This is a genomic window from Tunturiibacter psychrotolerans (assembly GCF_051013365.1).
GTDB classification, from domain to species: Bacteria; Acidobacteriota; Terriglobia; order Terriglobales; family Acidobacteriaceae; genus Edaphobacter; species Edaphobacter psychrotolerans_A.
In genome coordinates this window covers 625,123-651,828 of the sequence record NZ_CP132941.1, presented here as the reverse complement: position 1 = coordinate 651,828, position 26,706 = coordinate 625,123, and the positions used below count along the sequence as shown (strand labels likewise).

The 26,706-nt window shown below is 57.6% G+C and carries 26 protein-coding genes; 13 read left to right on the top strand and 13 right to left on the bottom strand.

What is annotated here, in order from left to right; translation table 11 throughout:
• Nucleotides 1-44 precede the first annotated feature (44 nt).
• On the bottom strand, nt 45-1,247 hold the full coding sequence (locus RBB76_RS02685) for a WD40/YVTN/BNR-like repeat-containing protein (protein ID WP_429632897.1): 1,203 nt from the start codon (nt 1,245-1,247) through the stop codon (nt 45-47).
• 168 nt (nt 1,248-1,415) lie between these two features.
• Nucleotides 1,416-1,787, bottom strand: coding sequence for a VOC family protein (locus RBB76_RS02680; RefSeq protein ID WP_429632899.1), 372 nt, complete (start codon nt 1,785-1,787; stop codon nt 1,416-1,418).
• A 197-nt stretch (nt 1,788-1,984) separates the two neighbouring features.
• Here RBB76_RS02680 and RBB76_RS02675 point away from each other — a divergent pair, with 197 nt between their 5' ends.
• From RBB76_RS02675 to RBB76_RS02665, 3 genes are all read left to right on the top strand, one after another.
• Nucleotides 1,985-3,550 carry an ArnT family glycosyltransferase gene (locus RBB76_RS02675; RefSeq protein WP_429632901.1) on the top strand — a complete coding sequence of 522 codons (1,566 nt, stop codon included), beginning with the start codon at nt 1,985-1,987 and terminating at the stop codon, nt 3,548-3,550.
• A 150-nt stretch (nt 3,551-3,700) separates the two neighbouring features.
• Nucleotides 3,701-4,924 (top strand): hypothetical protein, encoded by a 1,224-nt coding sequence (locus RBB76_RS02670; protein WP_429632903.1) that lies wholly within the window; start codon nt 3,701-3,703, stop codon nt 4,922-4,924.
• A gap of 8 nt (nt 4,925-4,932) precedes the next feature.
• On the top strand, nt 4,933-5,592 hold the full coding sequence (locus RBB76_RS02665) for a hypothetical protein (RefSeq protein WP_429632905.1): 660 nt from the start codon (nt 4,933-4,935) through the stop codon (nt 5,590-5,592).
• Here RBB76_RS02665 and RBB76_RS02660 read toward each other — a convergent pair.
• Nucleotides 5,575-8,211 (bottom strand): penicillin acylase family protein, encoded by a 2,637-nt coding sequence (locus tag RBB76_RS02660; RefSeq protein ID WP_429632907.1) that lies wholly within the window; start codon nt 8,209-8,211, stop codon nt 5,575-5,577. The genes RBB76_RS02665 and RBB76_RS02660 overlap by 18 nt on opposite strands.
• Before the next feature lie 151 nt (nt 8,212-8,362).
• On the opposite strand from RBB76_RS02660, the gene RBB76_RS02655 reads away from it, so the two are divergent.
• Nucleotides 8,363-9,985, top strand: coding sequence for a Na+/H+ antiporter (locus RBB76_RS02655; RefSeq protein ID WP_429632909.1), 1,623 nt, complete (start codon nt 8,363-8,365; stop codon nt 9,983-9,985).
• A 24-nt stretch (nt 9,986-10,009) separates the two neighbouring features.
• Here the strand turns inward: RBB76_RS02655 and RBB76_RS02650 are convergent, their stop codons facing one another.
• On the bottom strand, nt 10,010-11,044 hold the full coding sequence (locus tag RBB76_RS02650; protein ID WP_429632911.1) for a CPBP family intramembrane glutamic endopeptidase: 1,035 nt from the start codon (nt 11,042-11,044) through the stop codon (nt 10,010-10,012).
• 134 nt (nt 11,045-11,178) lie between these two features.
• Between RBB76_RS02650 and RBB76_RS02645 the strand changes: the two genes are divergently transcribed.
• Nucleotides 11,179-12,183, top strand: a complete 1,005-nt coding sequence (locus RBB76_RS02645) for a DHH family phosphoesterase (RefSeq protein WP_429632913.1) — start codon at nt 11,179-11,181, stop codon at nt 12,181-12,183.
• 204 nt (nt 12,184-12,387) lie between these two features.
• On the opposite strand, the gene rseP is transcribed toward RBB76_RS02645, so the two are convergent.
• The 5 genes from rseP to RBB76_RS02620 all read right to left on the bottom strand — a co-directional run bounded on the left by rseP (nt 12,388) and on the right by RBB76_RS02620 (nt 17,702).
• Nucleotides 12,388-13,782, bottom strand: a complete 1,395-nt coding sequence (gene rseP / locus RBB76_RS02640) for an RIP metalloprotease RseP (protein ID WP_429632915.1) — start codon at nt 13,780-13,782, stop codon at nt 12,388-12,390.
• Between the two features lie 36 nt (nt 13,783-13,818).
• A complete protein-coding gene (locus RBB76_RS02635) occupies nt 13,819-15,009 on the bottom strand; it encodes a 1-deoxy-D-xylulose-5-phosphate reductoisomerase (protein ID WP_429632917.1) in 1,191 nt (396 codons plus the stop codon).
• Nucleotides 15,010-15,168: 159 nt separating this feature from the next.
• A complete protein-coding gene (locus tag RBB76_RS02630) occupies nt 15,169-15,672 on the bottom strand; it encodes a hypothetical protein (protein ID WP_429632919.1) in 504 nt (167 codons plus the stop codon).
• Nucleotides 15,673-15,681: 9 nt separating this feature from the next.
• Nucleotides 15,682-16,446: a DUF2092 domain-containing protein gene (locus tag RBB76_RS02625; protein WP_429632921.1), complete on the bottom strand. Its 765-nt coding sequence runs from the start codon at nt 16,444-16,446 to the stop codon at nt 15,682-15,684.
• A gap of 392 nt (nt 16,447-16,838) precedes the next feature.
• The gene (locus RBB76_RS02620; RefSeq protein WP_429632923.1) at nt 16,839-17,702 is read right to left on the bottom strand and encodes a phosphatidate cytidylyltransferase; all 864 of its coding nucleotides are present in this window, start codon (nt 17,700-17,702) and stop codon (nt 16,839-16,841) included.
• Between the two features lie 102 nt (nt 17,703-17,804).
• Between RBB76_RS02620 and RBB76_RS02615 the strand changes: the two genes are divergently transcribed.
• The 3 genes from RBB76_RS02615 to RBB76_RS02605 are packed head-to-tail and all read left to right on the top strand — an operon-like array spanning nt 17,805 to nt 18,710.
• Nucleotides 17,805-17,972: a hypothetical protein gene (locus tag RBB76_RS02615; RefSeq protein WP_429632925.1), complete on the top strand. Its 168-nt coding sequence runs from the start codon at nt 17,805-17,807 to the stop codon at nt 17,970-17,972.
• On the top strand, nt 17,936-18,385 hold the full coding sequence (locus RBB76_RS02610; RefSeq protein WP_429632927.1) for a PadR family transcriptional regulator: 450 nt from the start codon (nt 17,936-17,938) through the stop codon (nt 18,383-18,385). Before RBB76_RS02615 ends, RBB76_RS02610 begins: the two co-directional genes overlap by 37 nt.
• 1 nt (nt 18,386) lies before the next feature.
• Entirely contained in the window at nt 18,387-18,710 is a 324-nt protein-coding gene (locus RBB76_RS02605; protein ID WP_429632929.1) for a DUF3861 domain-containing protein, read from the top strand.
• Nucleotide 18,711: 1 nt separating this feature from the next.
• On the opposite strand, the gene RBB76_RS02600 is transcribed toward RBB76_RS02605, so the two are convergent.
• Together RBB76_RS02600 and RBB76_RS02595 are read right to left on the bottom strand one after the other, a co-directional pair.
• Nucleotides 18,712-19,698 (bottom strand): isoprenyl transferase, encoded by a 987-nt coding sequence (locus RBB76_RS02600; protein ID WP_429632931.1) that lies wholly within the window; start codon nt 19,696-19,698, stop codon nt 18,712-18,714.
• Nucleotides 19,699-20,047: 349 nt separating this feature from the next.
• Entirely contained in the window at nt 20,048-20,581 is a 534-nt protein-coding gene (locus RBB76_RS02595) for a helix-turn-helix domain-containing protein (protein ID WP_183978822.1), read from the bottom strand.
• Nucleotides 20,582-20,806: 225 nt separating this feature from the next.
• Here RBB76_RS02595 and RBB76_RS02590 point away from each other — a divergent pair, with 225 nt between their 5' ends.
• A complete protein-coding gene (locus RBB76_RS02590; protein ID WP_429632933.1) occupies nt 20,807-21,430 on the top strand; it encodes an HAD family hydrolase in 624 nt (207 codons plus the stop codon).
• Here RBB76_RS02590 and pncA read toward each other — a convergent pair whose 3' ends face one another.
• Both pncA and RBB76_RS02580 read right to left on the bottom strand, forming a co-directional pair.
• The gene (pncA, locus tag RBB76_RS02585) at nt 21,431-22,066 is read right to left on the bottom strand and encodes a bifunctional nicotinamidase/pyrazinamidase (protein WP_429632935.1); all 636 of its coding nucleotides are present in this window, start codon (nt 22,064-22,066) and stop codon (nt 21,431-21,433) included. It abuts the gene before it with no gap.
• Between the two features lie 21 nt (nt 22,067-22,087).
• Nucleotides 22,088-22,561, bottom strand: a complete 474-nt coding sequence (locus tag RBB76_RS02580; RefSeq protein WP_429632937.1) for a hypothetical protein — start codon at nt 22,559-22,561, stop codon at nt 22,088-22,090.
• 111 nt (nt 22,562-22,672) lie between these two features.
• Here RBB76_RS02580 and RBB76_RS02575 point away from each other — a divergent pair, with 111 nt between their 5' ends.
• From RBB76_RS02575 to RBB76_RS02560, 4 genes are read left to right on the top strand one after another with little or no spacing between them, the layout of a single operon-like run.
• Nucleotides 22,673-24,397: an acyl-CoA carboxylase subunit beta gene (locus tag RBB76_RS02575; protein WP_429632939.1), complete on the top strand. Its 1,725-nt coding sequence runs from the start codon at nt 22,673-22,675 to the stop codon at nt 24,395-24,397.
• Between the two features lie 41 nt (nt 24,398-24,438).
• On the top strand, nt 24,439-25,347 hold the full coding sequence (locus tag RBB76_RS02570) for a hydroxymethylglutaryl-CoA lyase (protein ID WP_429632941.1): 909 nt from the start codon (nt 24,439-24,441) through the stop codon (nt 25,345-25,347).
• A 35-nt stretch (nt 25,348-25,382) separates the two neighbouring features.
• Nucleotides 25,383-26,171, top strand: a complete 789-nt coding sequence (locus RBB76_RS02565; RefSeq protein ID WP_429632943.1) for an enoyl-CoA hydratase/isomerase family protein — start codon at nt 25,383-25,385, stop codon at nt 26,169-26,171.
• Nucleotides 26,172-26,225: 54 nt separating this feature from the next.
• On the top strand, nt 26,226-26,699 hold the full coding sequence (locus tag RBB76_RS02560) for an acyl-CoA thioesterase (protein WP_429632945.1): 474 nt from the start codon (nt 26,226-26,228) through the stop codon (nt 26,697-26,699).
• The last annotated feature ends 7 nt before the right edge of the window (nt 26,700-26,706 follow it).

Sequence of the window (26,706 nt, the reverse complement as noted above, 5' to 3'; positions counted from 1 at the left end):
TGCGGTTTACCAAGAACTCGCCTGATTCAAAGCGTCATGCGTGATTATGGCTTCTTTGTCGCCAGTGACTTTTGGTCGATGGTACGAAGCCGCCCGATACGTCCGTGCGGACCCACAACAAAGGGAAGCGACAGCGCGTTCCAGTTTTTGTCTGCGTCGGCAGGATCAGTAGGTAAAGGGGTAAGCGGACGCCAGTTTTTTCCGTCGTCTGTGGAGATGTCTGTGCCGTTCGGGCCTACTGTGATCCAGAGTTTCTGATCCGCATCCCAGGCTACAGCGGAGCGGTACCCGTGTGGTGGGGTTTCGGTCTTTTTACTTGTCTGGAATAAGTTTCCTACTCGGCTCACTAAGACAGCATTGTCATTTGTTGCGCCTGGGAGCTTGTAGTCTCCACCGACGACTACGATTTTGTCCGGAAAGTTACTACGAGCTTCGTAACCCGGTTGAACTGCGAAAGCAAAAGCGCCGGAAGATGGATTGCCATGAGTTATCGGGAGAGACTTGAAATGAGCAGATTCGTGGCAGAGCGCGCCGTCAAGAGAGAAAAGATCGGTATAACCGATTCGTGCATCAGAACCGCCAGTGACAAAGAGCAGAAACGAGCTATTCAGGGTAAGCAATGATTGATTGCTTGCTGCGAAGGCCGCTTCTCCGCTTTTCGCCGCGAATGTATCGACTTTACAGCCTGCCCCATTGGACCCTCTTTGGGTTGCAATTCTTCGGGACCAACTGTTTCCCCCATCGCGAGTTGAGAAAAGAGCAAAGGCTCCCTCTACCGGATCTCCGATTACGTAGCCCGTAACATGCGAGTGATCGAGCGGGTGTCCTAGTGCGTCCTGCGATGGCGCGAAAAGGCTGATCCCATCAAAAAAGCCGTCCTTGTCTGGGTTGGTGAAGACCAGCTTCCACGTCTGGCAGCCGTCGGTGGTTTTATAAAGACGCGATTGATCGCCGGGACCGCTGGACATGACGATGGCGGTGTTTTCGTCAAAGGCCTGGACGCCGCGAAAGTCGAGCTTCTCTGCGCCGGGTGGGATCGCGCAGGTCTGCCACAGATATCCGCCGTCTTCAGTGCGGAGCACTGTGCCGTCGGTGCCGCTGGCCCACGCGACTCCTCCGCCTACGTTGTGAATGCCGCGCAGGCTGGCGGTGGTGTGGGACTCTTCGAGATCCCATTGAGCATAGGCGCGGCTTGTGGCTTGCGTTGCCGCCAAAACGAGGGACAGGAGGAGAAGAACGGATCGCATCTGCTGACTAGTGTATGACGGCCATCTGCGCGACGTGGGTTCGAGATTGGACGCGATGGAGATTCGTCGAAGACCGCTGCCCACGAAACGAAAAAGCTGGCCGGGCTCAGTTGGCGGTGAGAGTGCAACGAGATGCCCGGCCATTCGTGTTTAAGTATCGGCTTTAGGTTAGGCCTTATTTGCCTCTTGCCAGAGGCCGAGGGCCGCGCCGGTGGGGTCGAGAATGATGCTGAACCAGCCCGTGTGCGGAACCTCCTGCACGTCTTTCATCACCTTTGCGCCGAGGCTTGCGGCTTGCTTTGTGGCTGCGTGGATGTCATCGACCGCGACATAGGGGAGCCAGGAGGAAGGTGCTCCGGGGACGGGATGTTTCATCATGCCGCCGCCGGGACCACTGCCTTCGGGTTTGAACATCGAGTACGTCATGCCGCCGCCCATGTCCATGTCCGTGATGTTCCAGCCGAACATGGTTGTGTAGAAGGTTTTGGACTTCGCGACGTCGGTGCTGTTTAGTTCCATGTGACAAAACGGGTGTGCCATGGTGTTTGTCCTTTGGATTTTGAATTGATACTTCGCGGCCCGGGAGAGTTTTTCGTCAACCCGCCAGCGATCAGTGGTCAACGCCGAATTTCTACCCTGCTCGTGGCGTGGCTATCAGCCGGTCTTTCGGCGAGCTACACCAACGGCTGATTTCACGTTAGACTCTGGTAACCGTAGAATTGAGAACCCAGCGATCGATGACTTTTACAGACCCCAGGCGAGCGGACTCTGGCTCGCGTCGTTACCTCCGTCTTGCCTTCGTCCTCTTTCTCGTCAACGCGGCCTGCATGCTGATTCGCTACGGGCAGCTTCCTCTGGCGCCTGTGCAGGGCGACGAGGTGATCATCAACGATGCCGCGGTCTCGCTCGGCCAGGGGCACGCATACGCGGCGACCACCTTTGCCGGAAGCCCCTACGGCATCGACCATCTATTCGCGCACTTTCCTCCGTTGTATCCGCTGACCGAGTCGCTGGCGATTCGCGTGTTCGGTGTCTCCGTCTACTCTCTGCGTCTTACAACTACGGTGATGAGTCTGTCTGCATGCGCAGTGCTGTTGCTGCTCCTGTACTTTCTTGGCAAAGAAAAGGTGCTCAGCTGGACGGCGGCGTCCATGGTTGCGGCGCTTTACTGTACGTGCGCGCCGCTGATCATCGTCGATCGTATGGCGCGGATGGAGTCGATGGTTGCGTTGATGGTGCACCTGGCGTTTGCGTCCGTGATGATTGCCGCTGTGAGCGCAGGGGAGCGCGAAGGGACGAGCGGCCTTGTTCGCCGCGGTGTGATCGCGTGCGGACTGTTCGCGGGATTCGCGCTCTCCGTTCACCCGGAGGCCATCTCGGCGGTTATTCTTTTGGCTCCCCTGGTGATGCTGGCGGTGCCAGGTTACTGGGGCAGCAAAGCTTTGTCCGCTCTTCTCGTGCCGATAACGCCGGTGCTTGTCTGGGTGCTTACGTTTAGAAGCAACTCGCTGGTTGCGCTCAGGCAGCTTCGTGCAATTCTTCATTCGGCTACCCCTAAAGATGACGACATAGGCACATGGCTGCAAAACCGGCTACATGATCGCAATGTGGCTTCTCTCAATCGACATCTTGTGCTTGCGCTGATCTTAGGGCTGGTCGTTCTGTTGCTCCTCTGGTTTGTGTTGAAGGTGCGCCGCGCCTCCGTCTCTGCGCTGGAGTATCGGCTGGCGACAGCTTTTGCGTTGGGCTCCGCGCTGGAGTTGGTGGCGATGGAGTGGATCTTTCACATGAACGTCAATCGCTACCAGTTTCTTTATGGGCCTCTGCTGGTCGGCGTCGCGATGATGCCGTTCGGTGAGCGACGCGTTAGTCCCGTGTGGCGCTACGCGGTTTCTTTGATCGTCGTACTTCAGTTGATCGTCATCACAATCTATCTCGCGCCGCGGCAAGGTCGTGCGGGCGAAACCAGCCCGGATCGCTTTATGCCGATCATCCATAGTCTCCCGGCCGGCGCCTCTGTCGCGGCTACGGGGGACTTCTGGCTCGACTTCAAGGAACTAGGAAGGCCGATGACGATCATCTATGTGGGTCACGATGGCCGAGACGCGTGGAGCCAGGAGCCAGGCAATCCGCTCGACCGCTTCGACGTGGTGCTGCTGGTGGAGGGCGCCGATAGTCTGAATGCCTGGATGCGGACTCAGCTTGCGCACGGGAGAAGGCGCGTTGGCTATCAGGTTGGAAATGACACGGTTGGGGTGTATCTGCGCGAGCCGACGGCAACGCCCCAGATGACTGGTCGCTGAACCAGATAGTCAAAAAGTTGGAGGATTCGCCGAGGACCAGGTTCGGGACTTCGCGCCCCCGCGTGCACGAAGGATTTACCTGGAAACGATGACGGGAGTTAAATCACCATTCTTCCAAGGTGGAAACCTGCGGTTGCCTGGAGGATTTCCATGATGAAGCGCCTTGGATGGATCGGAGTTCTCAGTCTGGTATGCGCTGGGGTGAGCGCTGGGCCGGTGATTGAGGCGCAGAACAGGCCAAACCGTGGAGCAGTTTCGAATGCCAGGGCGGCGCAGCCACAATCGATGGGACGCAGTCCGGCGCCCGCGGCGATTGCGCCGAAGGGACCGGCGAACAGCTGGGAGCAGCGTCCGGATACAAAAACGCAACCACAGCCTTTTGCTGCAAGGTTGCCTTTAGCAGGTGCAGCACAGCCCCATCCTGGTGCCTCGCCAGCGCAGACTTCCGGGGCTTTGCAACCCCAGTCGCTCTCAACAAACCAGCTATTTGAGGGGAATCTTCACGGCATGAATTCGCTGGTCGTGTCGCACGGATCGGGCACTCAGACGCAACCGTCAATATCTGAAACGTTCAAGACGAACTCACAGAATCAGACACCTCCACTGAATCAGACCCCGACGCAGAATGAGACATCTACTCAGAGCCAGACACCTGCGACATTCTCAACAGTCGAAGGGAAACCCCCTCCGCCGACGAATTCGCAGAATCGAAAGCCGAGGAACGGCGCACCGCTGCAAGCGGCCACGACGACTACGCAGAATCAGAATCCTTGGAAACAGACTCCTCGCGGGCGACCGCCAGTGAATGGGTACATAAAGCCGCCAGACTGGCCGCGACCCCCGACATCGCCGCCGTTCCCGGGGCAGCAGGTACTTCCGGCGAATCGTAACCTACCGCCGGAGCCTGTTATGTCGGATTCGCCGGGCGTAACGAACCAGCCGCCTCCGCCAAGCATCGCGCCGCCTAGTGCATCGCAAGCGCAGGCGTCCTCTGAAGACGGGACAAAACCGTCGCCGCCGCAGGAGACACCGAAACTGGACTCGCCAGGGGTGCAACAGAATCAGGATGAAAGAAAGATTGCTAATCTTCCGAAGCCAGCACCACCGGCACCATATGTCGGTCCGGCGCCCCCAGCGAAGCAGACGCTCTCCGTAGAGAAGAAGGCCCTGGTTACCGCGTCGCTGGCATCGTTGGCTGGAGCGGGATTTTGGATCCTACATATGCTGCTGAACGTGACGACAGGCTGCAGGTGGGATGTGCCAAAGGTGACCGTCGTTGGCCCGCAGCCGCATGTGTCGCTGAGCTTTGTCCCCGACGTGGGAGCTGCAGAAGAGCGCATCACGTTCTTAAAAACGAAACGCAGGTCCGGATAAGAGGATCAATGGCTAAACCTGAAGGGGAGAACGCAAAGAAGGACACAGCGGTTCTGACTGAGGATCTCAGCCTGGGCGATCTGTTTGCGCTTGCCAGGGGCGGGGTGGCGGAGACCGACATCAAGGCAGGACTGGGCGCGGAGGAGTTAACCGAACTGCGTAAGAAGGTGCCGAAGATGATCTCGTGGACCAGCATTCAAGAGGGTGTCACCGATTCGCTCGAGGAGACAATGCACGTGAGTGTGTTGTCATTGCTTGCGAATGGTTGGAAGCACTACTCAAAGTTTATGGAAGACGTGAAGCGGAGCCGAGGCAGCCCGGAGATGGAGATCGTGTCTGTGCTCGCAGACCACTCGATTCACTCCACCCTGCACCCGCATGTGGATGTGCGGCTGGGAGGCAAGACTGTTCATGAGATTGCATTCGACGTTGGGCTGGTGACGACGATCCGAGGGCTGGTGCTCGGGTTGAAGAAGGGAGAGATCGTCTCCATTGAGCTTGGAGAGTGTGAGTGGACCGGGAAGATTGCGGTGGCGGAGGTGGATGTCCTCGAACGAAAGCTGAAGAAGTTGACTCTGCCGGGACATCTCCGGCTGCAGCACGGTATTCCGATCCCTTGCGGCCGCGAGGAAGCGCTAACTGGGAGTGGGTTAGGGAGTGAGAGTTAGGGTGTGAGTAGTCGCAGCATCGACAGCAGAGCGGCTGAAGGGCAATGGAAAGGTGGTGCCGTGGTACCAGGCGGGCCACTGGTCCATGAACCAGGCGCTCAAAGGGTTCGACGATTCGCCGAGGACGAGGTTCAGGGTGCTATGGTCGAGATCGGAGAGGTCGGCGGTGAAGCGTTCGGAGGGGCCGAAGTTGCGGCCTACCTGCTTGACCGTGACATCATCGCCACTTTGAGGCTGCAGCCCGGGGCTGGTGGGCACGCCGAGAACGCGCTGAAGAAGGGGAGACTGGCTGTAGATGGGGTGCTCGATGTCGCTGGGTCGGAACTGGCCGTAGCGCCACTTGGCGAGGTCAATTGGAGCATGGTCGTCGGTGAGAGCCTTTGAGACGGCGGCTGTGAGGAGATCGTCCCAGGTAGGGTAGGCGGGGGGGAGCCAACGGCTGGGCGTGTGCATGATGAGCCACTCTTCCGCGTAGGCTTTATTGCCCCAGGTGTAAAGAGCCGCTCCGGTGCGATGGGCTCCGGGCTGAAGATCCGATTTCATTTCGGGCTGGGACTTCAGTTGGGGATCGAGCAGAAGCGGCCACAGTGTGGCGCGAGTCGCGACGACGATGGCGGGAGCTGCGGCGTCTGCGTCGACGTTGCCGTTCCAGTCGCGGAGCAGATCGGCGGCCTGACGGAGTCGCTTCGCCGCAACCTTGTCGGTGGTGAACTCAGGTTTGGTGGTGTGATCGATAGCGTAGGCAAGGCGCTGCGCGATAACGTGATCGACGTCGGAGTAGACATCGGTTTGGAGAGCGAGCATGTCGTCTGCGGTGAGCTTATCTTTGGTCTCGATGGCGCGTGCGGTCAGAACCTTCCAGATACGCTCGTTGCGATAGGGCGCGGCCCAGTTGAGCGTGATGGGGTAGGGGTAGTCGTCCGCGGTCACGCGCGAGTTGGCGGTGGCGAGGATGCCGTTGGGCGGGTCGCTCGCACGCGGAAGCTGATCGTAGGGGATGGTTCCCACCCACTCCTGCGTGGCGTCAAGCGCATCGCTGGGAACCGGACTGATCGGGCTTGGCGTAGCGATGTTGCCGCGGATCGGGATCTTTCCGACGGCGTGGTATCCGATGTGACCCTGATCGTCGGCGTAGACGACGTTCTGCGCAGGGCCTCCAAAGGTGGAGAATGCCGAGACGAGGCTCGCGCCATCAGTCGCGGTGTTGATGGCGTAGAAGGACGGCGTGATGTTTTGCGGGTCGTAGATCGTCCAGCGAAGAGAGAGGCTGCGCTTCTCGCTCGGAAACATCCCCGAAACGATAGGGGTCGTTACGCCGCCGTGCTGGGTTGCAGGCACGTCGAGCAGAACGTCCTTCGCGCCTTTGACGCGGATCACCTCCCGCTGATGGATCACGGGGTGCCATGTGTTGTCGGACGATTGATACTCCATCGTGTCGCCGCTGCCACGCGTGTGTTCGATGTAAACGTCCTGCACCTCCGCGCCAAGGTTGGTAAAGCCCCACGCAACATGAGCGTTGTGGCCGACGATAATAAACGGCACACCCGGAAGAGAGACGCCCGCGACGTGAAGCTCCCCACTCGCTGTCGGTGCTTCAAGATCCGCCTGATACCAGATACCCGGTACATTATGCGCGAGGTGCATGTCGTTCGAGAGCAGCGGCTTGCCCGTAACCGTGTGTGCGCCCGAGATAACCCAGTCGTTCGAGCCCGCAAAGCAGCCTTCGCAGACCGGATTTTTGAGGGTCTCTTGCAGCGCAAGTAGATCGTCAAGATTCGCTGTCGGAAGTGACGGCTTGCGAAGCTTCGTCTGCGATTCATCCAGCGGAACATCGGGAATATCCTGCTGCGGCGCGGTCAGGTCGACGGTAGGTTGAGCAGGCGGATGATCGCGCCACGAGTCCACAGGGTAGAGGTCACCAACAAGATGAGAAGGCAGAAGCGCAGTCAGGGCCTCGCGATTCAACTGCGTCGGAAAGCTATTGGTCAGGTCCTGAAACATCACCAGCCCAATGAGAAGCGAGTCCCGAGGAGTCCACGGCGCAGGCTCGTATCGCAGCAGCCGAAACTCGAGTGGAAGGTGAGCGCTCTGCGTGGCAATGGACGCGTTCACGCCTGCGGCGTAGCGCTCAAGCAGATGCAGCTGGTCAGGAGGAAGAGTCGCGAGAGCGCGGTCGGCAGCGGCCCTGATCTGCAAAGTGCGTTGGGCACGATCGTGCGGAATCAACGATGCACCGAGAATCTCCGCAAGATTTCCAGCAGCATGGCGGCGCAACGCATCCATCTGCCACAACCGATCCTGCGCGGTAACGTAGCCCTGGGCCATCACGAGGTCGTCGAGCGAACTCGCCCGAAGATGTGGAACCCCATGTGCATCGCGCTGCACCGTAACCGGAGCGGAGAGACCGGACACCGAGATCGAGCCGTCCAACTGAGGCAGGGCATCGTGCAGCGCCTGCCTGGTCCAGTGACGCCCATAAAAGAACCCAACTGTAACGCAAAGAACAAGAAGCACGGTGAAAATACCAACCAGACGATAAAAGATCCGTCTGCGTCGAACCTGCAGAGCGGCTCGGGCTTCTTCCGGGGAGGCAGCGGCGATCGATTCGTACGGATTCATGGCCTGATCGAAGTGTAAATGGTCAGCGGCGATTGGCGCGCAACTGGAACCACCGCCGCGCGGTCAATTAATCTGGTTTACTTAGCATCATTGTTAGAGACACTGGATGTAGTTTAGGTCGAACGCAACGCCGGACCGAAACGGAGGTGCTATGGAAGTTGGATCGAGTCTGCATGCCGTTGAGACGGTCATTCTTCTGCTGCTGGTGCTGGTCGCGGGGTTTGCCGCGATGGCGCGGCGGATCAAGGTGCCGTATCCCATCGTGCTCGTGCTGGCGGGGCTCATCATCAGCTTTCTGCCTCGTATGCCGCGCGTGCCTCTTGATCCCGACGTCGTCTTCGTCGTCTTTCTTCCGCCATTGTTGTATGCATCTGCGTGGGCGATGTCCTGGCGCGAGTTTCGCCGCAACGCCATCGTGATTGGTCTGCTCGCCTTCGGGCTGGTGGGCTTTACCGTGTGGGGAGTCGCGTTCTTCTCCGATCACTTCATCACTGCGCTCGACTGGAAGGCAGGCTTTCTGCTCGGCGCCGTGGTGGCAACAACCGATGCGATCGCCGCAACCTCGATTGCAAAGTCGATTGGCCTTCCGAGGCGCATCGTCGACATCCTCGAAGGAGAGAGCCTGCTCAACGATGCGACCGGTCTGCTCGCGCTTGAGATAGGAATTGGAATCATTCAGGGCTCGCACACCCCAACGCTCGGTGGCGGCTTTCTGAGGCTGCTGTATCTGGTCTTTGGCGGAATTCTGATCGGCCTGCTGATCGGCATAGTCATCGGCTGGCTGGAAAAGTTCATCGACGACGGCCCCGTCGAACTCGTAGTGAGTCTTGTCGTTCCGTATGCAGCCTACCTCGCAGGAGAACACGCGAAAGCCTCTGGAGTTCTGGCAGTAGTGGCGAGTGGAATCTACATGAGCCGAAAGAGCACAGAGTTCTTCTCGCCCGCAGTGCGCCTGCAAGTGAATGCGGCGTGGGATGCCTTGACCTTCATGCTTAACGGCCTGGTCTTTGTGCTGATCGGCTTGCAACTGCCCTACGTGCTCAACGGCATTCACGGCAAGTTTGGCCGGGGCACGCTGATCTGCTACGGAATCGTCTTCAGCGTTGTGTTGATCGCGTTGCGAATCGTCTGGGTCATTCCCGTCTTCAAGTTTTCGGCGTATGTCGAGCGGCGCTGGATGAAACATAACGTAGAGGAGATGCAGCCACGCGAGGTCTTTGTCGTAGGCTGGACGGGGATGCGCGGCGTGCTTGCGCTCGCAGCCGCAATCTCAGTTCCGGAGATAGTTGGGGCTGGACGATCTGAAACAAGAAACCTGATCGTGTTTCTAGCCTTCTGCGTCATCCTCGTCACTCTGGTGCTGCAGGGCCTCACGCTGCCCGTGCTGATTCGTATGCTGGGCCTGGCAGGCAACACAGGAATGGATCCCGAGGAAAAAGAGGCGAGGCGAATCGTACTCCGCGCCGCCGTTCACCACCTCGAAGAAGCGCGCAAACGGGACAAAAATGGCGACGAGCATCTGTACGACGATCTGATTCATCGCTACAGGCATAAGCTCGCAGCCGTTGGCGGAGGTGCCGATGGAGATCTCGAAGCCATCGATACTGCGACCATGACGCGCTCGCGAAGCATTCTCGAAGATGCGCTACAGACCGAGCGACGCACCCTCATCTCCCTGCGCGACAGCGGGCGCATCGGAGACGATGTGCTCCGAACGATGGAGCGGGAGCTTGACCTCGCGGAGACGCGGTATCAGGGAACCCCGATCGTCTAGTTCGAGCGTGCAATCCCTGACGTCTCAGGACTCGATGGGACGCTCCAGCAGACGCGTATAACCTGCGTGCGTGCGGGGCAGGGTAAAGACAATGACCATCACGATCAGGACAATGATCGGCAGGATGAGGATGCTGCCTTCCGGACCGGTCGTGCCTCCACTCAGCAGCGGCTTGCCGACGGGATGCGTGGCAAGGAGATGGTGCTGGACCATGATGCCGCTGTCAGCTACTCCATAGAGATACGATTGGCCCCAGTCCCACGTGGTGTGGAAGCCGATAGCCCACCACAGAGAGCCTGTACGCCACAGAACCAGACAGAACATCATGGAGGCGATCCCCGCAGTCAGAAGCCCAATGGGCGACTCGCCGGGGTTGCTGCCGTGGGCGAATCCGAAGAGCAGAGAAAATATGACGGCCGAAGTCCAGAAAGCGAAAGCCTTGCTGTGAGGTGTCTTGAATGCCCATTGAAAGAGACCGGCGAGGCCACGAGTGAGCGTGTATTGGAGGTAGCCGCGAGTAAAGTACTCCTCTAACAAACCAACAACGAAGAACATCAGGAGCCACTGGGCGCCGTAGCGAAAAATATCCGTGCCGAAGAGCAGGCGTTGGTCAAAGACGAGAAAGCCGGCCTTCCAGAGTATGAAGATAAACGGCGACAGGCAGATAATTCCCCAGGCCAGACCCGCGATAAAGTGAGGGAGCTTGCTCGAGCCTCCAAGTCCGTAGACCCCGATCGGGCGACGCTCAACCTTCGACATGATCCAGGTAACGAGGCAAACTCCGACCAATGGGATGGCCTCGTTCAGAAGCATGAAATAAAACGGCATGGTGTTGTCGGACGAGGCGTGGTGCGTCGGAGGATGAATCTTCACCGCGATAAAGTGCGCAACGAACATGAATGCAGCGAAGATGGCGGCAAATAGCAGGATGCTCCAACCGGCGCGTAGACCTTCGACGCCGAAGAAGATGTTGCGCAGCGTTGAGGGATGGTCCATGGGCGATTGATCGGTCGGAGGGAGCGGCGGGTCTGGGAGTAGATCTGTCGTTTGGGTCTGCAAAGGAATCCTCTTGGTAAGGACGGTATACGACGCCGGCCAGGAGTAAGTTCCATGAAGTCACAGGAATCGCCAGAGACACGGGGTGCGCTATGCTGGACTCTTCACACCTTCGAGAAAGGTGTTGAGCGCGGGAGATGGCCGATTTGGACTGTAAGATCTTTTATCACGACAAATGCTTCGATGGAGCTTGTTCAGCTTCGTTATTTACGAGGTTCCACAGGGAGCGGGTGAAGAGTGCGGACTCATACTCCTACCATGGGCTGGTGCATCGGGCTGGAGCGCTCTTTGACGAGGCGGAGTTCACCAGCGGTGAAAACGCTATCGTGGACTTCAAATACTCGGCCTCACCCAAGGTAACGTGGTGGTTCGATCACCATCAAAGCGCATTTTTGACGCCCGAGGACCAGAAGCACTTCGAAGCAGGACAGGCCGATGGGTCTGAACGCATGCGAAAGTTCTTCAACCCGAACTACATCTCGTGCACGAGCCTGATCGCAGATATAGCCCAGGTCAACTTCGGCTTTGACACCGCACCAGTGCTCGAGTTGATCAAGTGGGCTGACATTGTTGACGGTGCGCGGTATGAGAGCGCCAAGGCCGCAGTCGAGATGGCCGAGCCGGCGATGAAGCTGACCATGGTGATCGAAAGCTCCCCGGACCCGACGTTGGTCCGGAGGCTGATTCCGATCTTGACCGAGATGAGTTTGCAACGGGTGTTGGACCAACCATTCGTCCAGGAGCTGCTGGGTCCCTTGATGGATCGGCATTGGGCGGCACTCGAGCTGATCAAGCAGCGATCGACAGTGGATCAGGGCGTGATCACCTTTGACATCACGGATCAGCCGACCGAAGGCTACAACAAGTTCATCCCGTACTACCTGCACCCCGACGCGACCTACAACGTGGGCCTGAGCAAATCAAGCTTTCGGACCAAGGTGTCGGTAGGAACGAACCCCTGGACGAAGCTGATGCCGTCAGAGCTTGTGAACCTCGCGGCGATCTGCGAGCGCTACGGCGGTGGTGGCCACGCCCGCGTAGGCGCGATCAGCTTTCCCCCCGACAGAGAAGACGAAGCGCGAAAGGCAGTGGGGGAGATCGTAGCGGAACTGCGAGCAGCTTCGAGTGGAGAAAAAAAATAGTTGAGAATGGTGGCGCATTTTTTGCGGACGGAAAAGTGACGGCTTTCCCACCACGTTTACCACGCATTTCACCACGTTCTCACCATCAAAACACCACGCCGAAAACGCATTTTTTCTAGAACACCCCTCAAAAACACCAGCAAAAACAAGAAAACCCCGGAGCAAGTCAGCTCGCTCCGGGGTCTTATTTTTTTTCTGAAGTTTTTACGGTTTGAGCTTCGTGAAGAGATTGAGTTTCGTCAGGTCGTTGAAGATGACGAACGCAAAGAACGCCAACAAACAGACGAACGCAACCTGATAAACCCGCTCTTTGATCTGCTGATTCACATCCCGTCGCATAATGGTCTCAATCAGTAGAAACAAGATCATGCCGCCATCGAGAATGGGAATCGGCAGAAGATTGAAGATCCCCAGATTCAACGAGATATAACTCATCAATCCAATCAGCGGCATCCAACCCGGCATCTGCGCGGCCTGATGAATCTGCTGCCCAATCCCAATCGGACTCTGCAGACTCTTCACCGAAACCTGCCGCGTAAAGAGCCGCTTCAGCACTTCAACAATCAGCAAAGAGCCTTTTTTATTGAACTGCCACGACGCAACTACTGCCTTATCAAAGGGCAAACGCTCTACTTTGACTGGCGGCTGCACCGCAACGAAACCTAGCCGGTAGTCCTTTTCCTTAGGGCCGCCGGGTGTTTCCGCAAGCTCCGGAGTGACCTGAATCGGAAGAGTCTGCACGGTGCCATCAGCTGCTGTGCGCTGAATGACGAGGGACGCGGGCTTGCCTGCCTGATCCTGAAGGTAGGACAACAGTGCCGGAACCGAGTGCAGCTGAAGGCCGTCAATGCTGAGGATCTTGTCCTTGGGTTTGAGGCCAGCGCGGGCTGCAGGCATGCTGGGCTCAAGCGAGTCGACCTGGACGGGTGTGGTCTGCATCTTCGGAATGATGCCCAGGTTATCGAGAGAGAAGTCGTCGGGAGCACCCTTGTTTTCGACCAAGAGCTTGGTATCGGTACGTTGGCCGTCGTGAATGAAAGAGAAGGGGACTGTTTGGTTGAGATTCAGCAGGGAGCGGATGCCGACCTGATCCCAGGTGGGATTCTCGATGGTGTCATAGTGGACGATGGTGTCGCCGCTATGAATTCCTGCCCGGCTCGCGGGTGTGTTCAAAGTGATGTAGTCGGTGTGTGCGGGTCCGTCGATGAACTCCTGCACTTCATTGTGAAGCATGGACACGCCGGTCATGAGAGCGAGCGCGAGGATGAAGTTGGCGAAGGGGCCAGCCAGAGCGACGAGGATGCGCTGCCAGCGGGGGTGGGCGTTGAAGTCGCCCGGATCGGTGGGCGCGACGCTGCCTGGGCTGAGTTCGTTTCCGGAAAAGCCCATCTCGCCCGCCATTTTGACGTAACCGCCGAGGGGAACGGCGGCGATCTGATACTCAGTGTCGCCGCGTCGGAAGCCGAAGAGACGTTTGCCGAAGCCGATGGAGAACACTTCAACGCGGATGCCGCAGAGTTTGGCGACGGCGAAGTGGCCGAATTCGTGGACCAGAACCATAATGCCAAGGACGATGGCAAGCTGGATGATTGTCGACATGGAAAGAATCAGGACCTCATTGCTGTTTCGGTTTTGCTACCGTCGGGCGCCGGTGAACTGGCGGGCAATCACTTCGCGCGCACAAGCACGCGCGGCAAGATCTGCATCAAGCACATCGAGGATAGACGCCGGAGATTTGCCGGAAGTTAGCTGCAGCACAGCTTCTATTGTACGCGGGATGCCTAGGAAGGGGATACGTCCTTCGAGGAAGGCGGCGACGGCGATCTCGTCTGCGGCATTGAGGGCGATGCAGGCGTTGCCTCCGGCTTCTGCTGCCTCGTAGGCTAGGCGGAGGCAGGGGAAACGGGTGAGGTCGGGTTGGGAGAAGTCCAATTGGGAAAGCGTGGTGAGGTCGAAGGTGAGGGATTCTTTTTCGGTGACGGCGACGCGCTCTGGGTAGGCGAGGGCGTAGAGAATGGGGAGGCGCATGTCGGTGACGGAGATCTGGGCGAGGATGCTGCCGTCGACGAACTCGACCAGAGAGTGGACGGTGGATTGGGGGTGGATGGTGGTGCGGACCTGTTTGGCAGGCAGATTGAAGAGTCGACAGGCTTCGATGACCTCGAAGCCCTTGTTCATCATGGTGGCGGAGTCGATGGTGATGCGCTGGCCCATGACCCAGGTGGGGTGCTTGAGAGCTTGTTGCGGAGTGATGTGCTCGAATTCGGCGATGGGGGTGTTGCGGAAGGGACCACCCGAGGCGGTAAGCCAGATCTGTCTGACCTCTGCGGCGGTGCCACCGCGCATGCACTGGTGGACAGCGTTGTGCTCTGAGTCGATGGGGAGGAGAGCGACATTGTGTTGCTTCGCGGCGGCGATGATGAGCTCGCCCGCGGCTACGAGGCACTCCTTGTTGGCGAGTCCGATCGTCTTGCCGGAGCAGACTGCGGCGTAGGTGGCTTCGAGACCGGCTACACCGACGATTGCCGAGACGACGAAGTTGACCTCAGGCAGGGTTGCAACGTGGATGCTTCCGGCGGTGCCGTGAACCACTTCGATGCCGGTGATGCCTTCGGCTTTGAGGCGGGATTTCAGGCTTTCGGCTAACGACTCTGTCGCGAGGGAGATGACCTTTGGGCGCCAGCGGAGGCACTGAGTGAATGCGTCGTCGATGTTTTTGCCGGCAGCGAGGGAGATGACCTGGTAGCGGTCGGAGAAGGATTCGCAGATAGAGAGAGTGCTGTGGCCGATCGAGCCGGTCGAGCCTAGGATCGCTAACTTTTTCACAAGCTTTATTTTCGCAGAGTTTGTGGGGGAGATGTTGCAGGTCATTGTGCGGCGGGTTGAGCGGCGATCTTCGAAAGATGGTGTGAAGCAAAAGGCCTCTCCATCAGAGAGACCTTCGCTTCGACTGTGATCATTTTGTTTGTTGAAGATAAAACTGGGTCATCTTGGTGGATTGACCACTACGTAGGTGGTTGTGGTGCCGGCCATTTGGGGTTGATACCAGGTACTGCCGCACTGTTGGTAAGCGAGTCCGTTGACGATGGTCGTGACGCACCCTGATGGTGGACTGTTAACTATCGAACCAACGACGGCAGCCGTGACGACGGCTGTGGCTGTAACGGCCGCAGCTACAGCAACGGGGTGGTAACAGCAGCCTCCGCCATAGTAGCCGCCTCCATAATAGCCACCGCCGTGGTAGCTGTTGTTGACGTTAACGTTGACGTTGCGATTGACGTTGACGTTGTTGTTGTAGTTCCGATTCACGTTGGTGTTGTTGTTGTAGTTGCGATTGACGCTGCTGTTGGCTGTGCTGCGGGTCGCATGACCGCCACCACCGCCGCGGTACCCTCCACCACCGCCACCGCGCCTTTGCGCCGAGAGATGGGTGCTGAAGACCAGAGCGGCCACGAAGAAAAGAGTGAGGAAAAGACTGGATCGCTTCATAGGTCTCCTTTACTGGGCTTTCTTTGTGGTGTCGGCGTTAAGGTCTTTGAGTGGGATGCGCTCGGCACCTTGCGGCGGATCGAAGGTGAAGGTCGCGTCGTTATAAGAGGGGGTTAGGTTCCAGACGAGGGTAGAGGTGTGTTCTGGCCTGGCATCGTCGGTAAGGGTTCTGATGACGAACTTTCGTGGAAGCGGGAAGTCTCCCAACTGGATCCAGATCTGCCAATCGATACCCTCTTGACGAAAGGCATAGTGTTCGCAGGTGGTGCCCTTGACCGTGCTGGGGCCGACGTCTATGGCCGAGGTGATTTTTTTGATGGCAGCTTCGTCATTTCCCCACTTGAAGAGATCGACCAAAGGAATTTCGATGCCGTACTCGTTATAGATCTGATCTACCAATTTGGCGGTTGTGGGCGGGGCTGGAACGGTGGCGTAGTAGTTGAGGAGCTTGCCATAGACGGTAAAATTTTTGCCGTCGTAGAAAAGGAAGGTGTTTCTGTCGTCGCCTTTCAGCTCTGCGCGGAGAAGATTTGGACTCACAGCCAATAAAGTGCTCGTTCTTGTATCTGTGATGATTTCTCCATCGTCGAGAACATCATCGTTCGATGACTCTGAATCGACCTGTAACGCTTTGAGCGAACGGAGGTAAGTCCCCATCTTGTTGAGGGCGTCCATGGCATCTGGATCGATGGCAGTGGACGGTTTCGAGTCCGCTGCCTGGCCGGTTTTTGCCAGCACTCGGGTATTGACGGGACTGCAGAATATCGTTGTCATGCCCAAGAGGATCGCTGCAAACCTACCCAGATGTTTTAAATGTGCTTGAGACCTCTCAGAACCGATGTGATCGGATTTAGAGGAGGAGTGATTCCAAAAAGCGGGGGGCTTTTCCAGAGGGATCATTTTTGCCACGCTAACAGTTCAGGATCAAAGAAGTTTGAGATGCCGGTTCTGGACTATGAAAAGCGAATAGCTGGAGAGGCGAGAATCATAAGGCAAAACAGGCGCAAAAGATATCAAGAGCTGGGCAATATTTGAATGCAGCGTAAGGCAGCCGTAGGAGCTCTGGGTCACAGTCGCTCCTCAAGAAATCTTTTTTAGGCACAGGCAATTAGACCTTGATCCTACGTTACTCGCGAGTTCATGCTGGCGGATTGAGCGGCGTGGGACTAGAAGCGGCCGAGGCCGAAGTAGTCTTTGAGGAGCAGGATGTACCAGAGCACCGGCGCGGCGAGGAGGAGGGCGTCGATACGGTCGAGGATGCCGCCGTGGCCGGGAAGCATGGTTCCGGAGTCCTTGACGCCTGCGCCGCGTTTGATGGCGGACTCGAGGAGGTCACCAAGTTGGGCGGCTATATTGAGGATCGCGGCAAGGAGCAGCGATTGCCAGAGAGGCTCTGAGATATGGAGGATGGTGTTGCCGTGGGCAGTGAGGGTGTCGGCGATGGCGATGACGATGCCAGCGGCGACTATGCTTCCGGCGATGGAGGCGATCGAGCCCGCCCAGGTCTTGCCGGGACTCAGACGAGGAGCGAGTTTGCGTTTGCCAAAGGCGCGACCGATGTAGAGTGCCGCGGTGTCGCCGACCCAGACGCAGACCATCAGGAAGAGGACAAGGGCAGGACCATCTTCCTGTTTCCAAAGGAGAGGAACCAACGTTAGAGGGTAGGCGATGTAGATGAGGCCGAAGAGTCCCTGCGCGGTGTCGGGAAGGACCTGACTGAGGGGGGCGCGGAAGCCGTTCCAAGCGAAGAGTGCAAGGGTGAGGGCGCTTAGAACCGGGAGCTGGTCTTCGACGGGGAAGTTGGGCAGGGTGACGATGAAGGCGAGGGCGGTGCCGAGGGCCATCCACCAGATGGGGATGCGGAGTTTTGCCCCGTGAGCCTCGGCGCCGACTGCGGCCAGCTTGAGGTACTCATAGGCGGCCAGTTCGGCGACGATGGCGGCAAATAGCGTGATCATCCAGAGCTGGCCGAAGAAGATCAAGGCAAAGACAGCGAGGATGAGGACTACGGCGGTCAGAATGCGTTTCATGAAGTCTTGAACAGAATATATCGAGGCTTGAATAGACTGCTTTATTTAATATCTTGACTTATCAAGATATATCTTTGTACTATTTCGTTATGAGAAAACTATTTGAACACTACAACAGAGGTTGCTGCGGCAGAGAAGATGGCCGTGGTGAGAGGCACAGGGACGATCAACGAGGTGGATTTGGTGATTTTGGTGGAGGGCGACATGGCTTTCGCGGTGGACGCGGAGGGCCGATGCGATTCTTCGGTGCGGGCGATCTTCGCTACGTGATCTTGCAGCAGATTGCGGAGAAGCCAAGCCATGGGTACGAGATCATCAAGTCGATCCAGGAACGACTGGGTGGTATGTATGCTCCGAGCCCGGGCGTGGTGTATCCGATGCTGACAATGCTTGAGGAGATGGGCCATGCGACCGTGGTGTCCGACGGGGCACGGAAGCTTTATACGATCACCGAAGAGGGATCGAAGTCGCTGGCAGAAAACAAGACAGCCGTGGAAGCAATCTTCGCACGGATGGACCGGGCTCGCAGCGAGCAGGGGAGTGATCGTTCGCCTCAGATCGAACGCGCGGTGGAGAACTTTCGTATGGCGCTGCGGATGAAGAAAGGTCCACTAACGACAGGTCAGATTCACGCGATCACCGACATCATCGACGCGGCGGCGAAACAGATTGAGAGGGCTTGATATGAACTCTTATCGTTTCAAGATCACGGTTGAGGCGCTGACTGGAGCGAAGGGCGAGCCGGTGGAAGGACGGACGCTCTCGTTCGAGGCGGCGAATCATGACGATATTCTGGGGATTGTCGAGCGGATGCAGACTCGGTTGCCATTTGATAATGACACGGTTGCTTCGTTGGGAGTTGGGCTGAAGCTGTTCTCCGAGGTGGCTCTGATGCAGCGGAACGACCCGATGTTTGCGGCGATTCGTCCGGCGCTCGGGGAGTTTGTGCGTGGATTGAAACAGCGGCCCGAGACCGTTGATTCTGACGGTCCGGGCGGGCTGCTTTAGGCTAGCGGCGGGTGAGGACGACGTCGGGCTTTGCTTCTGATTTGCTCTCGGCTTTGGCGTCCGATTTGGGGATGAGGTGGTCCTTGATCTCTGCGGCTACTTCTTCGGCGGGCTCGAGGTTATTGAGGTCTTCGTCGGTGAAGCTTTCGCCCAGACCACCAAAGCGGCGCTCGCGATGCTGGTAGGCGTTGATGGCTTCGAGCAGATGCAGCCCGTTGAAGTCGGGCCAGAGGCGGTCGGTGACGAAGATCTCGGAGTAGGCTATTTGCCAGAGAAGGAAGTTGGAGATGCGCTGCTCGCCGGAGGTGCGAATGACGAGGTCGGGGTCGGGCATGTGCGCGGTGTAGAGAGCGCGGGCGATGCTGGACTCGTCGAGGGACTCGAGGGCGCCGGCGCCGAGGAGGTCATCGACGGAGCAGCCACGGGTGTGGGCTTCGGTGGTGAGGTCGGTGAGGAGCGAGCGGACGGCGTCGACGATCTCGGAACGGGCTCCGTAGTTGAGGGCCAGGGTGAGAGTGGTGCCAGTGTTTTTTGCGGTGGCTTCTGAGGCCCACTGCATGGTGTCCTGCACTTCCTGAGGCAAGTCGTGAGTTCTACCGATGTAAGCCATGCGGACGTTGTTGTCGTTCATCCGCTTGACGTTGCCGACGAGGTAGCTCTTGAGGAGCTTCATGAGGAAGCTGACTTCGGACTTGGGGCGGCGCAAGTTGTTTTCAAGCGAGAAGGCGTAGAGAGTCAGCCACGGCAGGTTGATACGGGAGGCGGTTTCTACGACGAACTGGACTGACTCGGCACCTTTTTGGTGGCCGAGAAAGCGTTTGAGGGCTCGTTTGCCGGCCCAGCGCCCATTGCCGTCCATAATGATGGCCACGTGCTGAGGAATTTTCGCCGGATCTAGCTGTCGGTAGATGCTCAGCTCGTCGGCAGAGAGTTCATGGCTGCGGTTTGGGACGCGGCTGGAGTCCGATGGGGGAGTTGATGCGCGCAAAGCGACCTCGCAGATATTGACGCTAGCACACCGTTGATGGGCGCGCAATCAACCGCCCCGGTTTTGGGGAAGCCGGAAAAACAAAGCCGGTTATGGTAATCCCTAGTCGAAGTCTTCCGCGAGTTTGCGAACCAGTGCATCTACCGATTGCAGAGGGTTTAGCGGCCTTCTGAATTGGGAACGGAATTGAACGGCTGCAAGGCGAGGGCAGGATTCGTTCTGACGCCTGGATAAAAGCGATGCCGACGCAGACCAGTCACAGACTGATTGAAAAAGAGGATAGAGCGGAGAGGAGAGCATCACCATGGCAGTGGTGCTCTCCCAGGAGGTTATTACGAGCTAACCGGAATTAGGCCGTACGACGACGTCCGGCGGCTAGTTCGCGAACGTGGTTGAGGAAGATGGAACGTTGTAGATCGTCAAGCTGCGAGGTGTACATCGCGATCTCGGCGAGGAAGGGATCAGTCATGAGGACTGCCGTCTCGTCGCGATGGCGAGTGTTGGAGTCGCGCAGCAGGGCGGAGATGTCGACCTGGAGGGCACGTGCGAGACGATCCAGAGACGACAGAGTCGGCATGGCCTTGCCATTTTCAATTTTGGAGATATAGGTGCGTGGCACTCCCATGCGAGCTGCGAGTTGGCGCTGCGAGAGATTGCGCACGTGGCGCAGGTCGCGAACAGCGTGGGCTACTTGCAGGCCGCCTTCTTGGGTTGTGGGTGGGGGAACCAGCGCCAATGGTGCCGGAGCCGGTTCGGGCTCTTCGACCTCTAAGCATTTGTGGCAGCGGCGGCACAGCGCATTTGCTGTCCGAAACTGCACCAAACTACAGTGGTCGCAACGCAGTACCTCACGCTGTTCGACAGGTGCCATCATGGTTGCCATAAGTTTTGTTGTTGCGAAGGGACCCAGAGCAAGGACCCAGCACATGTCCGATAACGGAACATATGATGTGCCTAGATTGACACTGGGACTCGGGTGAGTCAACAAAAAAACCGCAGACAAATCCACAAAAACCTAAAAAAACCGGAAAGGAACCAAATTGGTAACTTGCCTCGTTGTCCGGAAGCGGATAGGCGTCGGCGTTAGATTGGAACGAGGAGTTTCCGAATGAGCGATGGCTTTGGAAGGATGAACGCGCTGGCGCTGCTAGAAGAATGGACCAAGGGCGAGAGCCTGCGGAAGCATGGGCAGGCGGTGTCGATATGTACCGAGGCGTACGGCATGATGGAGGCCTCACGGCTAGGCCTAACGGGTGAGGACGCGTCTGCGTTTGTAGAAAGATATGCGAGTGTGGGACTGCTGCACGACATGGACTATGAACGGCATCCGACTTTGGAGGAGCATCCGTTTGTTGGTGTGAACCATTTGCGTGAGTTGGGATGGTCTGAGGATGTGCTGCATGCGATTCTGGCGCATGCGGATTACTCAGGGACGCCGCGGGAGTCGCATCTCGATAAGGCTTTATTTGCCTGCGATGAGCTTGCGGGTTTTCTGACGGCCTGTGCACTGGTGAAGCCTTCGAAGTCGATTCACGACGTTGAAGTTGCTGGAGTGAAGAAGAAGATGAAAGATAAGGCGTTTGCGCGGGCAGTGCTGCGAGAGGACATCATAGGTGGGGCAGAGCTGCTGGGGCTAAGCGTGGACGAACATGTGGGAAATTGTCTGAAGGCGATGCAGGCGCGGGCCGAGGAGTTGGGACTTCAAGGGATTTCAAGGGATCAAGCCAGCTAATTAGCGGAGCCGTAGCTCTGTGGATTGGATGCGAAGGATATTCGCGTCTGCAAAGGCCGCGTTTGTTGCGCTTACCGAGCCAGGTAAATCGACGGAGCGAGTGGCGTCTTCGATCACGATCGTTTCGAAGCCTAGTGATTTGCCATCAAGGGCGGAGTATCGGACACAAAAGTCGTAAGCAAGGCCGCAAAGGAACAGGCGGGAGAGTTCTCGTTCGCGAAGATATCCGGCGAGGCCTGTTGGCGTAGTGTGGTCGTTTTCGAGGAATGCTGAGTAGCTGTCGATGTGGGGGCGGAAGCCTTTGCGGAGGATGAGTTCGGCGTGGGGAATGTGGAGGGCTGGGTGGAAGGCTGCTCCTTCGGTGTGTTGCAGGACGTGTTCTGGCCAGAGAGTCTGATAGCCGTAGGCGACGTTGATGGTCTCGTAGGGCTGCTTGTCGTGGGTTGTAGCGAAGGAGATGTGTTGGTGTGGGTGCCAGTCCTGGGTGAGGATGACGTGGTCAAACTTCTTTGCGAGGGCGTTGATGGTGGGGACTACGGCGTCGCCGTCTGTGACGGGTAATGTGCCGCCCGGCATGAAATCGTTCTGGACGTCGATGACCAGGAGTGCATCTTGAGGGCCTGGAGTGATGGGCATGTTCTTTTTTAGCAGGTGCCGCTATGGTTTGAGGTTTTTCGTGTCCTGGATGGTGCCGATTTTTATGTCGGAGTTTTTGCAGTTTTTGTCGAGGCAGAAGCTCGTGATCCAAACCTCGCCGTCACCGAGCATGACTCCCTGAGAGTTCACGAAGAGAGCTTCGTATTTCTGCTTGAGGATTACGTCGGAGATGTCGTGTGTGATGATGCTGTCGTAGTCCTTGATGAAAGCCTTTGGGGTCTTAATGGTGATCGGGTGTTTGCCGGGGTTGACCTTGATGGGGTAGTGGACGAGGGCAGCGACGGCGGCGGTGTTGTGTTTCGCAACGGATGCCTGAAGGTCGGTGAGGAGACGTTCGACCTTGACGTGACTTCCGACGGAGAGATCGATGGATTTGTCCAAGTCGGTCAGGGTGTTTTGCGCGGCGCCGTGGACAGTTGAGACGAGTGAGCTGGAGATCAGGATCAGAGATGCGAGTCGAGTGAGGATGGTCATTCCGTCTCTCCATGGAAAAGGTCAGGATTCAGTTCGAAGATAGCCTACATGGGTTTGGGCGAGACGGTGAACGTAATGTGTGACTAAGATGCTATGCAGACAAGTTTGTGAATGGCGGAGGATTTGAAGTTGGAGAGTGCGTTGGTGTCGAAGTTGGATGTGAAGGCGCCTCGGTTTGGTGCGAATCGGGCGGCACTAAAGGTGCTGATGGCAGCGTTGCGGACGGAAGAGGATGAGATTCGGCTGGGCGGCGGAGCGAAGGCTGCTGAGGCTCAGAAGGCCAAGGGGCGGCTGACGGTGCGGGAGCGATTGGCGTTGCTGTTGGATGAGGGCAGTGCGTTTCTCGAGTTGGGGCTGTGGGCGGCGCATGGGATGTATGGCGAGTATGGAGGTGCGCCGGCAGCGGGGGTGGTGACGGGCCTAGGGCGGGTGAGTGGGCGGCTGTGCATGATCGTAGCGAACGACGCGACAGTGAAGGCAGGCGCGTTCTTTCCCATGACGGCGAAGAAAGTGCTGCGAGCACAGACGATTGCGCTGGAGAACCGAATCCCGACGCTGTATCTGGTGGATTCGGCAGGTGTGTTTTTGCCGCTGCAGGAGGATGTGTTTCCGGATACGGACGATTTTGGCAGAGTGTTTCGTAACAACGCGGTGATGAGCTCGCTGGGAGTGCCGCAGATTACGGCGATCATGGGGATGTGCGTCGCGGGGGGCGCGTATCTGCCGGTGATGACCGATACGGTGTTGATGACTGAGGGTAGCGGGTTGTTTCTGGCTGGGCCTTCGCTGGTGCAGGCAGCGATTGGTCAGAAGACAGAGGCCGAGGAGCTGGGTGGGGCTTCGATGCATGCGGAGATCTCGGGAACTGTGGACTTTAAGGAGCCGAACGATCATCTGTGTCTTGCGAGGTTACGCTCTTTGGTGGGGAAGATCGGTTTGCCCGCAAAGGCCCCTTTCAGCGTGGTCGATTACGATTCTGCGAAGGATGCTCCGAAGTATGCCGTGGAGGATCTGTATGGATTGATCGATCCCGATCCTGCGAAGGCTGCCAGCAATGTTTACGATATGCGGGAGGTGATCGCGCGGATTGTGGACCGCAGCGAGTTCGATGAATACAAGGCGGAGTTTGGGCGAACGGTGTTGTGTGGGTATGCCCGGATTGGGGGCCGGGCGGTGGGAATCGTGGCGAACCAGAAGATGCATCAGTCGCAGACGGTGGCTGTGGGACCTCAGGCAGGGGAGAAGCGGACGGAGTTTGGCGGGGTGATTTATACAGAAAGTGCACAGAAAGCGGCGCGGTTCATTATGGATTGCAACCAGAGTTTGATTCCGCTGATTTTTTTGCATGATGTGAACGGATTCATGGTGGGGAAGGACGCGGAGTGGAGTGGAATTATTCGTGCGGGAGCAAAGATGGTCTCGGCCGTGTCGACATCCGTGGTGCCTAAGATTACGGTGATTGTTGGGGGGAGTTTTGGGGCAGGGCACTACGCGATGTGCGGAAAGGCTTACGATCCGCGGTTTCTGTTTGCATGGCCAACGGCGCGATACGCGGTGATGAGTGGGGCTTCGGCCGCGAATACGCTGGCGGAGGTTAGGGCGAAGCAGATGGAGCGTGGAGGGAAAGTGCTCTCGGAGGCGGACAAGAAGGCGTTGTATGACGAGATTAAATCTTCGTATGATGCGCAGGCCGATCCGAGGTATGGGGCGGCAAGACTTTGGATCGATGCGATTATTGATCCGGAGAAGACAAGGGAAGTGCTTATAACGGCGCTGGAAGCGGCAAGTCTGAATGCTGAGGTGCCACGGTTTAATCCTGGTGTCTTGCAAACGTAACAAGGCCTCTTCGCTTCCCTTAGAATAGCGACGCAAAACTAATGGCAGTGGCTTTGTCGGTTCAGGAGTTGAGAGTGGCGACGAATGTGGTGAAGATTGTCGAGTGTCCGCGGGATGCTTGGCAGGGTCTGCCGAAAAACATGCCGGCGGAGGCGAAGGCGGACTATCTGCGGGTGTTGATCGCGGCGGGGTTCAAGCATATCGATGCGGTGAGCTTTGTTTCACGGTCTGCGGTGCCGCAGATGGCGGATTCGGAGTTGGTCCTGGAGTATCTGGATCCACCAGACGATGTGGAGATTATCGGCATCGTCGTGAATGCGAAAGGTGCCGAACGAGCGGTGAAGACTGGAAGTGTGCAGACCCTGGGGTTTCCTTATTCGGTATCGCCGACGTTCTTGCAGCGCAATCAGAACCAGACGCCGGAGGAGTCGCTCGAGGAGTTGGAGAAGGTCGGTACGTTGGGGTACAAGGCGGGGTTGGATGTTGTGGCTTATATCTCGATGGCCTTTGGAAATCCTTATGGCGAAGCCTGGGACGTTGAGGAAGTTGTCGCGGCGTGCGACCTACTGGCGGACAACGGGGTGACGCAGATCTCGCTATCCGATACGGTGGGGCTGGCGACGCCGAAACAGGTGAGCGATGTCATTGCCGATGTTCTGGCTGTGCATGATGGGATCGAGATTGGGGCGCATCTGCATGCGAGACCAGACCAGGCGGCTGCGAAGATTCGTGCGGCCTATGAAGCGGGTTGCCGGCGATTCGATGCGGCGATTGGGGGTTTGGGTGGATGTCCATTCGCACAGGATGCGCTAGTGGGTAATGTTGCGACGGAGCTATTACTGGCGGAGTTGAAGGGTTTCGGGGCGGAGTTGGGGCCATTGAGGCCGCTCGATGGGCTGCTTGCCGCCAGCGGGGAGATTTCTCGGAAGTACGGGGAGAGGGTGCAGTAAACTAGCGATTCTTAAAGTCTGGGTTTGGAGGATCTGTGGATTATGTAACTATTTTAGTTACGGATGTAGACAAAGTTCGTATGATCACGTTGAATCGTCCGGAACGGCGAAATGCGATGACGCCTGAGATGCAGCAGGAGTTGATTGTCGCGATGGAAGAGGCTGCTGCGAGCGATTGTAGTGTGGTTGTATTTGCAGGCGCGGGCGAGGCGTTTTGTGCTGGGTTGGATTTGAGCTCGCTCCAGGGGATGAATGACAAGTCTGCTGCGGAATTTACCGCGGATGCTGAACGAATTGCAAAGCTGTTTCGAACACTCTACGAACTCCCGAAGCCCACGATTGCGGCAGTGCATGGGGCCGCGGTAGCGGGGGGGACAGGGCTGGCGACCATGTGCGACTTTACGTTGGCGGTGCCGGGGGCAAAGTTCGGGTATACAGAGGTGAAGATCGGGTTCGTGCCTGCAGTCGTCTCGGCGTTTCTCGTGTTGCAGATCGGGGAAAAGGCGGCACGCGATCTGTTGCTGACTGGGCGACTCTTTACAAGCGAAGAGGCTGAGCGCCTGGGGCTTGTGAACGAAGTTGTGCCGCCGGAGCAGCTGGCGGCGCGGACGCTGGAGTTGGTGGCGTTGTTGAAGGCGAACAGTCCTGAAGCATTGGCGGCCACAAAACGACTGCTTAGGAAGCAGAACAAGGTGTGGCTGGATACCGCGATTGCGGAAGCGCTGTCGGCCAACGCAGAAGCACGGGAGACTCATGACTTTCGCGAAGGGGTGGCCGCATTTCTTGAGAAGAGGAAACCGGTTTGGGGAACGGGACGACGATAATTTGTCGGTGTGGATATCGATCTGAATCAACGTCTGATTCGATAGACTGGTGTGATGATTGAAGTTGTCGAGGAAAAGCGTGTAGGGGTGGCGGGGGTGCGGGTGCGGTACGCCGAGACCGACCAGATGGGCGTGGTGTATCACTCGAACTACCTGATCTGGTTTGAGGTGGGGCGGGTGGAGTTGATCCGCAGCATGGGGTTGGACTACAAGCGGATGGAAGCGGATGAGGGATGTGGGATCGCGGTGGTGGATGTGCATGTGCGGTACCGTGCGCCGGCTCGCTATGACGATGAGTTGGTCGTCGAGACGAGGCTGTTGGCTGCACGTGGTGCGGTGATCAAGTTTGGCTATAAGGTGCTGCGGGTGGAAGACGGGATGTTGCTGTGCGAGGGTGAGACTGTTCATGTCGTGGTGGGCAAGGATATGAAGAAGCAGTCGCTGCCACCGAAATATGCGGCACGTTTTGCGGCGTATTTGAGTCCTCGGTCATCTGATGGTGTAGATAGCTTGCAGTCAGATCGGTGATGAGGTG